Below are 13,266 nucleotides of genomic sequence, written 5' to 3' on the forward strand. Positions count from 1 at the left end.
TTATTTTCCTTGAAAGACGGCTTTGCGTTTTTCGAAGAAAGCGCGAATGCCTTCTCGGTGGTCTTGGGTCAGTCCGGCAATACGCTGGCCGTATGCTTCTTTTTCCAAGTAATCTTCAAAGGTGCAATGCCAGCTCTCGCGTAACAAACGTTTGATCAACCCGATCGCTTTCGTCGGCATGGCGGCCAGCCGCTCGGCAAAGCGCTGCACTTCTTCTTCCCACGCTGCCTCCGAAACGACCGAGGTCGCCAGCCCGAGCTCCGCCGCTTTTTGCGCAGAAATTTTTTCACCCAAAACGGCTAATTCAAGCGCTTTGGCGTGGCCGATGAGGCGCGGTAGATAGTACAAATTCCCCGCATCTGGAATGAGGCCAACGTGAATAAACGCTTCAACAAAGCTCGCTTTTTCCGAGACAATCCGGAAATCGCAGGCGAGCGCCAAGCTCATTCCTGCGCCGGCGGCAACGCCGTTCACCGCCGCAATAACCGGTTTTTCTAAATGGTAGAGCGCTTTCAGCATCGGCGCATAACGCGTTCTTAACACTTCCCCGTGGTTCATCTCTTCTGTCACGCCGCCAAGATCTTCCCCCGAGCAAAACGCTCGCCCTGCCCCAGTAATCACTAGGCAGCGAACGTTTTCATCATTAGCGGCTTGCTTCAGTGCTTTCGTAATTTCCTTGTTCATTTGTTCTGTAAACGCATTCAGTTTATCAGGGCGGTTTAGCGTAAGCCATGCTATATGGTCGCGCACTTCATAATGAATCGTTTCGTACAATCGACAGCACCTCCTTTATCTTCCCTGAAAACGCGGCTCCCGTTTTTCGATAAATGCCGCCATTCCCTCTTTTTGGTCTTCGGTGGCAAAAAGAAGATAGAAATTTTTCCGCTCAAACTGCATACCTTCATAGAGCGGGTAATCGACCGCCTTATTCACGGCTTCCTTAATAAGGCGAAGCGATAAAGGAGGTTTTGCGGCCAATTTTCGCGCCAACCGCATCGTTTCTTCAAGCAATAACTCAGGGGCAACGACGCGATTGACAATCCCTAGCGCATGCGCTTCCTTTGCCGACATGCGCTCTCCGGTCCACAGCCACTCGAGCGCTTTTGTTTTGCCGATGAGTTTCGTCAGGCGCTGCGTTCCTCCCGCGCCTGGCATCACGCCGATATTGACTTCCGGAAATCCAAATTCCGCCGTCTCTGCAGCAACAATCAAATCGCAGCTAAGGGCAAGCTCAAATCCTCCCCCTAACGCAAACCCGTTGACGGCGGCAATCATCGGCTTTTTAATGAGAGCGAGGCGGTCCCATTCGGCAAATTGATTCAATAATTCGAGTTTAATCGGATCATCGCCCGCCATCTCGTCAATGTCCGCTCCGGCCGCAAACGCGCGCCCGCTTCCCGTAAGGACAATGACGCGCACCCCGTCATTGCGGTCATACGCCTCTAGCGCGGAAACAATTTCGGTAACCATCTGCCGGTTTAATGCGTTCAATACATCGGGACGATAGAGCTCGACAACGGCAATTTCGTCTTCGACACGCGTGCGGATATAGGCAAACTTAGTCATTTTCCACTTCCTCGCCAACCATCAATGTGACGATATCGCCGGCAAAGGACATTAAGTCTTTGGCGGACGCTTTCGCTTCGCTCGTCTTCATCGCTTCCTTAAACGCCTCATAGCTGTCATAGTACATTTCGCATAATAAGTAATATTCACTCTCCCCTCCCATCGGCGTTCCGGTAATTTTCGTCACTTTCATGTTGCGAAGCCCTGGGATTTTCGCCGTAATCGGCACATGTGTCTGAAAATAATGCTCGTCAAATTTTTCTTTATCTTGCGGTTGTTTGTAAAGGGCAATCATTTTTACCATTGTCCTCTTCTCCTTTTCTATTTAAATTTTTTCACATCCATGTCGAAACCGGTTTCATCGTTTCAAATGGATTTTTGCATTGCTTGCAGTAAAAAATGCTGCGGCAGGCGGTCGGACCGAATAAGTTTTCCATCACCGTCAAGGCGGATCCGCAATATGGGCACTCAACATGCCACTCGCCGTTTGGGCCGATTTGCCGCGGCGGCGGCGCGATGCCAAATTCTTTTAACTTTTCCCGTCCCTTCTCTGTAATTCGGTCAGATGTCCATGGTGGATGGCGGATAAATTCTACATTAACGCGCTCGATTCCTTCTAACCGCAAAAGAGTCTGTTCGACACGTTGTCGAATAATATCGAGTGCCGGGCAGCCAATAAATGTCGGAAGTAGTTTGACTGTAACTTTGCCGTGTTGCACCTGAACGTCTTCGACCATCCCTAAATCTATGACACTGACCGAATCAATTTCAGGATCTTTGACGGAATCTAATGTTTCTATAATTCTTTCTACCGCAAGATTGAAGGTCATGTTACCCCTTCTTTCTGAGAAACTTGTAGATTACCACGCTGTCAGAGGGTCTAAGCGATATACTTCCGACAATGTCATAATCGCTTCGTCTAAATCTGCCGTATGTTCCCCATTTCGTCCATTGCCTCGTTTCATGCCAAACTCGCTTGGCAAATCGAGGTTTACCTCTTCAAAAACCGGTTTCATCGTTTGAGCCCAACGTTGTTTTAGCGTCTCTTCGCTTTCGATAAGTCCAAATTCTACCATTCTATCTCCTTTCGCTCCGAGCGTCAGCACGCCGCCAAAATCTTCAAATACTTTCGCAACCGCATTTTTCATACGTTCGCGGGCCTCTCCTTGAGCATTCGTAAGCTGAATGAACCATGTTCTCCAATGCATGAGATGGTAATAAAGTTCCATATTGATTTTAACAGCAACTTGAGCGAGTGGTTCATACGAACTATGCTTCAACGAGTCGATGCGCACTTTTTTCGCCTGCGTGTAAAAATAATGGCGAACAACCGCAAACGCCCAATCATAGCGGGGCTCGTGCAAATAATGACCAGGTCCGTTTACCTCCTCGAGCAAAACTGCGTTTCGGCGTTCGGACGATGGACGTTGGTGCGCCAAATCATCCGCCTTTCCAATACCAATGTCTTCTAGCAGTTGATAATACATCGCCGCATGTCCCATCGTATCTTGATTGATGGAAGAAAACGCGATATCTTCTTCAATATGCGGCGCAAGTCCAAGCCATTCCGAACCGCGGTAAGAAAGGATAAAATCGTCATCCGCAAGCTGGAACAACAGCTCGACAAGCGCTTCTTTATATTCAGGATGTTGATGAAGTTCCTCTGGTTTCGTGATTTTCATCGCCTGATCTCGCCTTTCCATGAAAAAATCTCTTTTTCATCGAGCATTTGCTGTTCGTATTGACGCCATTTCTTTTTCAAGTACCCGTACCCTTTTGTAGTACGATAGTCTTTATTATCGAGCCGCTGCAACGATGTTTTTTCTTCTTCCGTCATCATGCGGATATCGGAGCGTTTCACGACCCATATATCGGACACCGGCTCACGCCGCATAAAATTTTCCTGCGCCATCACCAGCGCGATTTCATGGTTTGGGGCAAGCAGGCTAAATTGATGCTGGAGCGGTGCCGTGTCATTTTTCCTGCTAAATACCTCAAACACTTGATAAAAGCCTTTTGCGCCATCACTCATTGCTAAATCCCTCCACTTTTCACACTGCTGCTGATTGGCCGCTTAACGCTTCACGAACCCAAGCATTATGGTAGTAAGATAATTCGCGAAGGCGAAGCCGCTCTTTTGATTTTGGCCCGTTGTTGCGGATGATTTCTTTAAATTTGTTCCAATCCGGCTGTTTGTAAATCCACTTTCCTTGCTTTTCATCAAAATGCATTGTTTCATCTGGAAGCTTTAGCCCAAGCGCCAAAATGCGCGGCACATATTTTGTAAAGAAATCTTGGCGCAATTGTTCATTTGTTTTCGTACGAATGCGGTATTTAATCGTAATGTCTTGTTTGGACGCACCTGTCGTCTCCGAGCTTGCCGGACCGAAGAACATCAGCAGCGCTTCCCACCAGCGATTTAATGCATCCTGTAGCATCTCTTTCTGCTCCTTCGTTCCTTCGGCAAGCGCCAAAATGATCGATTCGCCGTGCTGGGCGTGAAACACTTCTTCGGCACAAATCCGCTTTAGCGCCCGCGCATACGGTCCGTAAGACGCATCAAGCATATTGGTCTGTGTAATGATCGCTGCCCCGTCGACGAGCCAGCCGATTAAACCGGCGTCCGCCCAGGTCGGCGCAGGCATATGGAACACGTTATGAAACTTTAAATCTCCTTTGAACAAATCTTGCATAATTTCCTCGCGCGTTTTTCCAAGCGGGGCCATTAAGTCTTCGGCAACGCGAAGCAGAAGCTGGCCATGCCCCATTTCATCCTGCACTTTCGCCATAATGCCAAGCTTTCTTCTTAGCGAAGGAGCTTTCGGAACCCATTCCTTCTCCGGAAGCGCTCCCATAATTTCGCTAATAGCATGCATCGCAATAAGCTTAATTAACGTCATGCGATAGTCTTCCGGCATCCAATCGTCCGCTTCAATTTTTTCCCCCGCTTCAATTCTTCGCATAAACCGCTCATACTTTTCCTCTTCCGATAACCGCCTAAACGATGTGACAACAGGCATTTTTCTTTGCCTCCTATTTCTATATAACGTTTTTCTAACGTAATTATAAAATAACGTTATAAATATTGCAACTATAAAATTATTAATTTTCTCATAATAATGCCTTTTCTTTGCGACGGTCTACGACACGGACCGCTTTCCCTTCCGAACGAGGAAGCGATCTAGGCGGATGCACATGAACATCCATCGATACAAGGAGATTCGTTTTCAACAGATACTGTATTTCCTTTACTAAGGAATGAACGCGTTCATCGTGAAGATTTCCGCCGACTTCCTGATAGAAGCGGTCACAAACTTCGACTTGCAACTCCACGACATCTAGTGTTCCTTTGCGGAAAAGATGCAGCTGATAATGAGGGGCAAGTTCCGGTACCGTCAATAAATGATGCTCAATTTCCGACGGGAAGACGTTGACGCCGCGGATGATGAGCATATCGTCGACACGGCCTTTTATTCTTGACATTCTGATTGTCGTCCGGCCACAGATACATCGTTCTTTTGTAATCGAAGCGACGTCACCCGTGCGATAGCGAATGACTGGAAACGCTTCTTTTGTTAGACTCGTAAAGACAAGTTCTCCTTCTTCCCCTTCTTCGACCGGTTCCAATGTTTTCGGATTGATCACCTCGACGAAGAAATGGTCTTCCGCCACATGCAGGCCGTTTTGTGCCTCATGGCACTCCATGGCGACGCCAGGTCCGATGACTTCGCTCAATCCATAAATATCGCACGCTTTAATCGCAAACTCCTCTTCCAACGCTCTCCGCATTTCCTCCGACCACGGTTCCGCTCCAAAAATTCCGTATTTCAGCGATGTTTTGCGCGGATCTTTGCCGAGCTCTTTCATCCGTTCAGCGATGTTTAGCACATAGGAAGGAGTACCGCAAATAATATCTGGCTGGAAGTCTTCAATGATCATGATTTGCCGGTCCGTATTTCCTCCCGACACCGGGACGGTTACCGCGCCTAACCGTTCGCTTCCGTAATGAAGTCCAAGCCCGCCGGTAAACAGCCCGTATCCGTAGGCGTTATGCACAATATGCCCCGGTTCTCCGCCAGCAATGGTAATCGCGCGCGCCACCACATCTGCCCAATGGTCAATGTCGTTTTTCGTATACGCCACTACCGTCGGCTTTCCGCTCGTTCCGCTCGAGGCGTGAACGCGGATGCAATCTTGGATTCTAACGGCAAGCATCCCAAACGGATAATGGTCCCGCAAATCTTTTTTCGTTGTAAACGGCAGCTTCTTCACATCATCCAGTGTGCGAATATGCTCCGGTTTTACGCCATTTTCGTCCAGCTTTTGGCGATAAAATGTCACATGCTCGTATACCCGCTTGACCGTTTGTTGCAGCCTCTCAAGCTGCAACGCTTCCATTTCCGCTCTCGAAGCCGTTTCAATGCGATGCAAAATCATGCTCCCATCTCCTTTTTAAATCGCTTTCATTAATATTTTAAAAAATCAAATATATATCACGTTTATATAACGTAATACATATTTATCATCATACTCAAGTTAAAAATATCGCTAATATTCTAAATTGTCAACTATTATTTTATTGCTTTTATGCAAAAAAGAGGCCCTTGGATAGGATGTTACTAGGAATCTGCTTGGGAGGAGATTTTTTATGGCCACTCCTAAAAATGGCGAACCCTGTTGTAGGAGGCAGAGCATATCCATTTTTACAATCACCGTCGCTCTCAAGAAAAACGAAACGGCCTTTTCCCGATTAAATATCGTGAAAAGACCGCAACTTAGCAATCTCATTGGAACGTCTGATTCTGCCTGCTCCCCAAATGGAGTGACATTCCGTGCTGCACCAGGCTGCTGGAGCACGTCTGATTATCGTATCCAAGATGCGAAATTAGAAGCGACCTCTGTTCGCTTTCCTAGTATTTCCTTCCATCATTTGGACATCTTGTCTGCTCCAGGAAAAACCTTGGCTTCTTTTAAACATTTTGCGGAACTGGGGTTCATTTTCCCTTCCTTGTCGTTTATGGAACGAGTTTGTCTTTCTTCCGATATACCATTCCTTCGGCCAAAGCAATTAACTCTCCTTTGTCATTCAACACCTCGATTCGATATACCCCGAGACGGTTCGGTTTTGTTTCCTCGCGCGCGATCGCCACCAATCTATCACCTATTTCGCTGGCTTGCATATAATACATGGTCATCGCGATGCCAACCGCCGCTTGATTATGAGAGTTGCTAGCACAAGCAAAAGCCACGTCAGCCAAAGAAAAAATAGCTCCTCCATTGGTATTGCCGTGAAAGTTCAGCAAATGTTCCTTTACTTCCATTGATACTTTGGCATATCCTTCTTCGACATCTTCAATAGTGATCCCTAAATAATTAGCAAAAGGATCTTCCTTCATTTTTTCCATCAAACCGCCCATCTTCCCACCCCTAATTACTTTTTTATCAATAGTTCTTTTCATTGGGCCTCATGGATGATGTACTGCATCACTTTCTCTTATTTCTGAAAGGATAACTGCTTCAATATCCGCTTTTCTTCTGATCAGTACGAAAACGATATCATCACACATTAAGTTATATGATATAACGTTTCTATAACGAGGCAGATATTATTTTTAAACCAAAAATATATAGAATATTAAAAATTGTCAATCGTTATTTTATTGCTTTTACATGAAAAAGAAGAATTTCAAAAATAATGGTCTTTCCTAAATCGAAGAACATGGAAAGACCTTAAACGAGTAATGGTTATTTTATAAGCCATACCAATTAAATTTCTCTTGACTTAAATCCACCCACACATGTTTTGTTTGTGTATACATGTTCATTGCTTCTATACCAAGCTCACGTCCAAATCCGCTTTGTTTCATTCCGCCAAATGGGGCGGCGCTGTCTAGCATACTAAACGTATTCACATACACTGTTCCCGCTTTCAATCCGCGTGCCATTCGATGGGCGCGGACTAAATTTGTTGTCCATACACCTGAAGCTAATCCGTAAATACTTTCGTTTGCCTTTTTTAATACATCTTCTTCGTCTTTAAAACGAATAATGGATACAACAGGACCAAAGATTTCTTCCCTTGCTATCGTCATATTGTTGTCAACGTCCGCAAATACGGTCGGAGTATAATAGAATCCATTGCCACACTCTTCATTTCGCTTACCTCCTGTTACAAGTGTGGCACCTTCTTGCTTGCCAATTTGAACATACCTTTCAATGATATTTAACTGCTCTTCGGATACTTGCGGACCCATCTGTGTATTCGGGTCAAGCGGATGGCCGACGCGGATTGACTCTGCTTTGCGGGCAAACTCTTCGACGAAACGGTCGTAAATAGTTTCTTGTACAAACAGCCTTGAACCTGCCGCACACACTTGCCCTTGCGCGAAGTAAATGCCAAATAATGACCCGCTAATTGCCGCATCAATATCAGCATCATCAAACACGATATTTGGGGATTTTCCTCCTAATTCCAGAGAAATCGGCTTTAAATGTTTACTTGCTGCCTGCATAATAAGCCTTCCTGTTGCCGTTGAACCGGTAAATGCGATTTTGTCCACATCTGGATGAGAAGCAAGTGCAGCCCCTGCCGTAGGGCCGTAACCGTTCACCACATTAATGACACCGTCTGGAATACCGGCTTCCTGCAACAATCTTGCTAATTCTAGTACACTAATTGGTGTTTGTTCTGCCGGTTTGATCACAATCGTATTCCCTGCCGCCAGTGCCGGCGCCAATTTCCACATTGTCAGCATGATCGGGAAATTCCACGGAACAATGGCACCGACTACTCCAACTGGCTCACGGAGCGTATAATTAAAACGATTTGCCGGAGACGCAAGCGTATCCCCCTGAATTTTGTTTGCCATTCCCGCGTAAAATTCAAGTACATCAATGGCAGCTGGAATGGCGATCAGCTTTGTCTCATTAATCGTGAGTCCGTTGTCATTTGATTCCACTTCTGCTAAATAATCAACATTCTCCCATAGTTTTTGGGCAGCTCGATATAATAACCGGCCGCGTTCGCTTGGAGACATCGAAGCCCATGGACCCGATTCAAATGCTTTGCGGGCCGCTTTTACCGCCAAATCAACATCCGCTGCATCCCCTTCTGCGATGATTCCGTTAATTTCTTTCGTTGCCGGATTAATGGACGTAAACGTTTTCCCCGAAACAGAATCTACCCATTTTCCATCAATAAATAGTTGATACTTTTTCATCATTTTCCTCCTTTACCCATAGCTTTAGTAAGCGGTTTCGAGAATACGTAAAACATCTTCCTTTGTTGCCTCTCGCGGATTAAATAAAATCGCAATTTCTTTTAACGTATCTTCTGCGAGTCTATCAAATTGTTCTTTTCTAACACCTAATTCCCGTAAAGTAGGAATATCGATTCTTTTAGACAATTCTTTAACCGCATCAATTGCACATTGAGCAGATTCTTTAATAGATAAACCTTGTACATTAAGCCCCATAGCAATAGCAATGTCTTTGTATTTTTTCGCAACATTTTCGCATTCCGCATTAAACTCCATTACATAAGGCAAACAGCAAGCGTTCGCCACACCGTGAGCTAACCCGCAATGAACGCTAAGCGGGTGGGCAATCGCATGAACTAATCCGAGCACCGCAGAATTAAAAGCGTATCCAGCCAACATGCTTCCGAGAAGCATATTTGTTCGGGCTTCTTTATTTGTTCCATTTTTATAAGCTTCTTCAAGGTTATGGAAAATAAGTTCAACCGCTTTTAACGCATTAATATCACTTGGAATGGAGGCGGCTTTTGAAACGTACGCTTCAATAGCATGAGTCAAAGCATCCATCCCAGTGGCAGCTGTAACCGCAGGCGGAAGCCCAATAGTTAGTTCAGGATCTAGCAAAGCAATAGTTGCCCCACAATGTTGCCCGCCAATAACCATCTTTTTTAGACCTGTCGTATCGGTAATCACAGTAAATGCTGTCACTTCACTGCCCGTACCTGCTGTAGTTGGAACTGCAATGAGAGGTTTTGTCGGATTTTTTACAAGGTTTAATCCATCATATTGATGAATAGGCCTTGGGTTTGTTAGCAAAATATTGATAGCTTTGGCGCAATCAATTGTGCTCCCGCCACCAACTGCAACGATAGCATCCACCTGTTCATTTTTCGCTAATTTCGCCCCTTCTTCCACGATGGTATCTGGTGGATTTGGAAGTACTTTATCAAAAACAACAACATCCGCTTCCACATTACTTAATAGATGATGAACATGATCTATAATACCTGCTGCTTTCACACCGCTATCATACACTAATAGGATCTTTTTCGCGTCAAATTGCGCTAAAACTTCTGGAAGTTTTTGAATACTTCCCTCCCCAAATATTGCTTGGCTTGGGATTCCAAATTGAAATTGCATATAAAAACCTCCTTTAATGTTTCTTGTTCTTTTATTCGCAAATAGTATTCCATCATTAAGATCCATAATGTATTAAAATTACATAATTCAAAAAATTCCGCCTCCTTTTATTTAAAAATTCAAAAAATATACCATATAAATATATATTTATATCAACATGGAATCCTACCATATTAGCAACAACATATTGCAATTGATAAAATTAACAAATAGTATTTAATTTACAGCTCAATACCTTCATTTCTTGCAGATGTATCAATGTAATGTAAAATCATTTTTCCTCCTTCTTGTTTCTATAACACATAATCCTTAATCAAAAAATCGTAAATATATATTACGTTTATAAAACGTTATATGTATTTATCATTATATACAAACTAAAAATAGCATTAATATTCAAAATTGTCAATTATTCCTTTACCTTTACGTGAAAAAGAAAAATAATCATCCTTTTCTAAATTGAAGAACATGCAAATATCTTTTTTATTGGGATTATTAATCTAATATCCCTGCTATACTTCTATCGCGTATAGTTTTAGGCACTGTCTTTTTATTTTTCAATAAAAAGACCTGTTCACTTCGGTCGCAAAACCGTTGAACAGGCCTTTGGACAAGACTATTAAATTTTCATAATCCCGCCCGTGCTTGCGGAAGTAACGAGCTTCGAGTAGCGCGCGAGATAACCGGTTTTCACTTTTGGTTCAAACCCTTTCCAGTTTGCTTTCCGTTTTTCCCATTCTTCGTCCGAAAGCTTCACGTTAATCGTTCTGTTCGTAATGTCGATTTCAATGATGTCCCCGTCTTCGATAAAGGCAATCGGGCCGCCTTCCGCCGCTTCCGGAGAAACGTGGCCAACGGATAAACCGCGCGAGGCCCCCGAGAACCGTCCGTCCGTCACGAGCGCGACTTTCGTGCCAAGCCCCATGCCGACGATTTGCGAAGTTGGCGCGAGCATTTCCGGCATTCCCGGTCCGCCTTTTGGCCCTTCATAGCGGATGACGACGACATGGCCTGGTTTTACTTTCCCGCTTGCGATCCCTTCGAGCGCCTCTTCTTGCGAATCAAATACGATCGCCGGCCCTTCGTGGCGCGTAATGCCGTCTTGCACGCCGCCTGTTTTAATGATCGCGCCATCCGGAGCGAGATTGCCGAACAATACGGCAAGTCCGCCTGTTTCGGAATACGGATTGTCAATTGGGCGGATGACGTTATAGTCTTTGACTTCACAGCCGGCAATGTTTTCCCCAAGCGTCTTTCCGGTCACGGTCAACGTATCGAGATGCAGCGTTCCTTCTTTTTTCGCTAATTCATGTAATACGGCCGATACGCCGCCCGCTTCGTGCAAATCTTCAATATGCACATCGGAAGCTGGCGCCAGTTTGGCAAGATGCGGCACGCGCGCGGCGATTTCGTTAATTCGTTCGAGCGAATAGTTGATGCCTGCTTCGTTCGCAATCGCCAGCGTATGTAATACGGTGTTCGTCGAGCCGCCAAGCGCCATATCAAGCGCAAACGCGTTGTCAATCGCTTTTTCTGTGACAATATCACGCGGTTTAATGTCATGCTCGATCAAATACATCAATTGTTTGGCCGCTTGGCGGACCAATTCTTTCCGGGCCGGATCTACCGCTAAAATCGTGCCGTTTCCTGGCAACGCAAGCCCTAACGCTTCCGCCAAGCAGTTCATCGAGTTCGCCGTAAACATTCCCGAACAGGAGCCGCACGTCGGACAGCCGTATTTTTCTAATTCCAGCAATCCTTTTTCATCAATTTTCCCTGCCTGATAGGCGCCGACCCCTTCAAATACGGAAGAAAGCGAAATTTTGCGCCCATCGCTCGTCACGCCCGCCTTCATCGGTCCGCCGCTGACGAAAATCGTCGGGATGTTTAGCCGCATCGCTGCCATCATCATACCCGGTGTAATTTTGTCACAGTTTGGGATGCATACCATTCCGTCAAACCAATGGGCAGAAATGACCGTTTCGATCGAATCGGCGATAAGTTCGCGGCTTGGCAGCGAATAGCGCATGCCGATATGCCCCATCGCGATTCCGTCATCCACGCCGATCGTATTCATTTCAAACGGAACCCCGCCCGCTTCGCGAATCGCTTCTTTGACAAGTTTCCCGAACTCCTGTAAATGAACGTGTCCCGGAATAATATCAATATACGAGTTCACCACGGCGATAAACGGCTTGTCAAAATCTTCTTCCTTTACTCCTGCCGCGCGCAGCAAACTGCGGTGCGGCGCCCGGTCAAATCCTTTTTTGATCATATTGCTGCGAAGTTCTCTCAATCTGAATCCCTCCATTAGCAGTTTTGTAGGCTCGATGTTTTTAGTATTGTACCATTTTTTTAAATAAAATGACAATTACATTTATTTCGATAAAAGCAATCATCGCTTTCATCTATCATTTTGTCAAAATTGGAAACTGCTTGAATTATTGCAAGATCATATATTACAATTCCAGTATAATGGAAATAGAGGGAGAGTTTATTATGTTCGATTTTGCTGTGCCATTGATTGGGTTTGTGGTCATTTGGGCATTATTTCGCGGTATTGTGTACATATGGAAACGGACTTTTTCTATCAAACACGAAACCATCCATGGATTATTCGCTTTTTCCCTCGCATTTACATATAGTGTAACGATTTTCCCATTTCCGTTTTATGCATATCCGCACTTGCAAAGGGAAACGTATGTCGGCATCAATCTCATTCCATTTGCGAGCATCCGGCAGTCGCTTCACCATTTTTATTGGCTCGTTCCCGTGCGAAACATTGGCGGTAATATTGCGTTGTTTATACCGTTTGGTTTTTTTGCTTCTTGCTATTCTTCTACCCTTCGGCCGAAAACCATCGTTATCGTTGGATTTCTTCTTTCCTTATGCATTGAGATCGTCCAATTGTTTTTCGTTCCGTTTCGCTCGTTTGATATCGATGACATTCTTTTAAACACGTTCGGAACAGCAATCGGAGTGTTATTGTTTCGCCTATTAGACCAGCTGATGGCAAAGCCGTCACGCGCTAAACAAAGCAATTACTCTAGCAAATAACAAAGTGAAGAAAAACCCCTTGACAATCTGCTGATTTGTATGGATAATTTCTAACAAATCGTTGATACGGAAAACGGTACGGGACTAGTAAATCGATGGAACGTGCAAGAGAGTGGAACTCGTAGGCTGGAAGGTTCCTCACGGGAAGTCGATTGAACCTGCCCTACAAAGGCCGCTTATGCAAACATAAGCCGTCCGCCCTCGTTACGGGCCAAGAGGTGGGCGCATGTCGCGCCAAAAAAGGTGG

At 45.1% G+C, this 13,266-nt stretch carries 13 protein-coding genes; 1 reads left to right on the forward strand and 12 read right to left on the reverse strand.

Annotated elements, in window-relative coordinates; translation table 11 throughout:
* The 12 genes from HT574_RS16135 to ilvD form a co-directional block, all read right to left on the reverse strand.
* Nucleotides 1-774 carry an enoyl-CoA hydratase-related protein gene (locus HT574_RS16135; RefSeq protein ID WP_175245391.1) on the reverse strand — a complete coding sequence of 258 codons (774 nt, stop codon included), beginning with the start codon at nucleotides 772-774 and terminating at the stop codon, nucleotides 1-3.
* A 15-nt stretch (nucleotides 775-789) separates the two neighbouring features.
* A complete protein-coding gene (locus tag HT574_RS16140; protein ID WP_042409885.1) occupies nucleotides 790-1,566 on the reverse strand; it encodes an enoyl-CoA hydratase/isomerase family protein in 777 nt (258 codons plus the stop codon).
* Nucleotides 1,559-1,870 (reverse strand): EthD family reductase, encoded by a 312-nt coding sequence (locus HT574_RS16145; RefSeq protein WP_017435995.1) that lies wholly within the window; start codon nucleotides 1,868-1,870, stop codon nucleotides 1,559-1,561. The genes HT574_RS16140 and HT574_RS16145 overlap by 8 nt, the downstream gene beginning before the upstream one ends.
* A 31-nt stretch (nucleotides 1,871-1,901) precedes the next feature.
* Nucleotides 1,902-2,396, reverse strand: a complete 495-nt coding sequence (gene paaD / locus HT574_RS16150; RefSeq protein WP_175245392.1) for a 1,2-phenylacetyl-CoA epoxidase subunit PaaD — start codon at nucleotides 2,394-2,396, stop codon at nucleotides 1,902-1,904.
* A 30-nt stretch (nucleotides 2,397-2,426) separates the two neighbouring features.
* A complete protein-coding gene (gene paaC, locus HT574_RS16155; protein ID WP_175245393.1) occupies nucleotides 2,427-3,269 on the reverse strand; it encodes a 1,2-phenylacetyl-CoA epoxidase subunit PaaC in 843 nt (280 codons plus the stop codon).
* Complete coding sequence (paaB, locus tag HT574_RS16160; protein WP_017435998.1) at nucleotides 3,245-3,598, reverse strand: 1,2-phenylacetyl-CoA epoxidase subunit PaaB; 354 nt, start codon at nucleotides 3,596-3,598, stop codon at nucleotides 3,245-3,247. Before paaB ends, paaC begins: the two co-directional genes overlap by 25 nt.
* A gap of 19 nt (nucleotides 3,599-3,617) precedes the next feature.
* Nucleotides 3,618-4,586 (reverse strand): 1,2-phenylacetyl-CoA epoxidase subunit PaaA, encoded by a 969-nt coding sequence (gene paaA / locus HT574_RS16165; RefSeq protein ID WP_175245394.1) that lies wholly within the window; start codon nucleotides 4,584-4,586, stop codon nucleotides 3,618-3,620.
* A gap of 91 nt (nucleotides 4,587-4,677) precedes the next feature.
* Nucleotides 4,678-6,003, reverse strand: a complete 1,326-nt coding sequence (gene paaK / locus HT574_RS16170; RefSeq protein WP_175245395.1) for a phenylacetate--CoA ligase PaaK — start codon at nucleotides 6,001-6,003, stop codon at nucleotides 4,678-4,680.
* A gap of 578 nt (nucleotides 6,004-6,581) precedes the next feature.
* Nucleotides 6,582-6,983, reverse strand: coding sequence for a hydroxyphenylacetyl-CoA thioesterase PaaI (gene paaI, locus HT574_RS16175; protein ID WP_175245396.1), 402 nt, complete (start codon nucleotides 6,981-6,983; stop codon nucleotides 6,582-6,584).
* Nucleotides 6,984-7,316: 333 nt separating this feature from the next.
* Entirely contained in the window at nucleotides 7,317-8,786 is a 1,470-nt protein-coding gene (locus HT574_RS16180) for an aldehyde dehydrogenase family protein (RefSeq protein WP_017436002.1), read from the reverse strand.
* Nucleotides 8,787-8,810: 24 nt separating this feature from the next.
* Entirely contained in the window at nucleotides 8,811-9,962 is a 1,152-nt protein-coding gene (locus tag HT574_RS16185) for an iron-containing alcohol dehydrogenase (RefSeq protein WP_175245397.1), read from the reverse strand.
* 619 nt (nucleotides 9,963-10,581) lie between these two features.
* Nucleotides 10,582-12,273 carry a dihydroxy-acid dehydratase gene (gene ilvD, locus HT574_RS16190; RefSeq protein ID WP_375154129.1) on the reverse strand — a complete coding sequence of 564 codons (1,692 nt, stop codon included), beginning with the start codon at nucleotides 12,271-12,273 and terminating at the stop codon, nucleotides 10,582-10,584.
* 188 nt (nucleotides 12,274-12,461) lie between these two features.
* Between ilvD and HT574_RS16195 the strand changes: the two genes are divergently transcribed.
* Entirely contained in the window at nucleotides 12,462-13,019 is a 558-nt protein-coding gene (locus tag HT574_RS16195) for a VanZ family protein (RefSeq protein WP_175245399.1), read from the forward strand.
* Nucleotides 13,020-13,266 lie beyond the last annotated feature (247 nt).

This window comes from Parageobacillus sp. VR-IP, from assembly GCF_013357975.1.
In the GTDB taxonomy this organism is placed as follows: domain Bacteria; phylum Bacillota; class Bacilli; order Bacillales; family Anoxybacillaceae; genus Saccharococcus; species Saccharococcus caldoxylosilyticus.